Source organism: Mesorhizobium sp. PL10 (assembly GCF_053714315.1).
On record NZ_JBSKBR010000208.1, the window covers coordinates 1 to 414 of the forward strand.

General features: G+C 58.7%; 1 pseudogene. It reads right to left on the reverse strand.

The features are described 5' to 3' along the window. Positions 1-414 (reverse strand): annotated as a pseudogene (locus ACWGTO_RS33885) (ISKra4 family transposase); the annotation flags it as partial.

Below are 414 nucleotides of genomic sequence, written 5' to 3' on the forward strand. Positions count from 1 at the left end.
CGCCGACCCTGCTCCACTGCATCTGCTGTTTCTTGGCGAAGCGCTTGGAGATGACGGCGTTAACGGTGGCCTCGACAAAGGCCGAGGAGATGCGCTCACCGGACCGATAGCGCTCGCCGTAATTGATCAGGCTCGCACTATTGGAGGCGATGTAGGCCTGGAAGTCGCCGATGGCGGTCAGGAACTTGCGCATGTTCGGATAGCCTGTTTCCAGACCTTCCGCATCGAATTGCAGGTCGGCAATTTCGTCACGGGCCCGATAAACGTTACCATGCCAGAGATGCCATTTGATCCTGCGGAGGGTTTCAAGCAGATCCTGCCCGGCCTGCTCGTCGTAGTTCTCGAGACCCTGGGCGAACTGGCGAAGGACGGTGATGCGCATGGTGATATGGAACCAGTCGAGGACATGCTCGC